Genomic DNA, 248 nt, shown 5'->3' with positions numbered 1-248 from the left:
ACGATGTGATGGATGCTGCCTACTGCAGCAAAGAGTTGCACGACCACTGCCGCGAACTGGGACACGTCCCCCTGATCGACCATAATCCGCGTGGCGGCGAGAAGGAACACTTCGAGCCTGGCGATGAAGTTCGCTACCGTGAGCGCACTGTGGCCGAACGGACCAACGCACGCCTCAAGGACGAGTTTGGTGGCCGCAACATCATGGTCAAGGGACATGCCAAAGTCATGAGCCATTTGATGTTCGGG

Annotated in this window: 1 protein-coding gene; it reads left to right on the top strand. The window is 58.1% G+C overall.

Translation table 11 applies throughout. The features are described from left to right. On the top strand, positions 1-248 hold a 248-nt coding region (locus F1735_RS38680; protein WP_167241665.1), incomplete at both ends, for a transposase.

The organism is Massilia genomosp. 1 (genome assembly GCF_011682185.1).
GTDB lineage: Bacteria > Pseudomonadota > Gammaproteobacteria > Burkholderiales > Burkholderiaceae_D > Telluria_A > Telluria_A rubra.
This window is presented reverse-complemented; position numbering and strand designations above follow the sequence as displayed.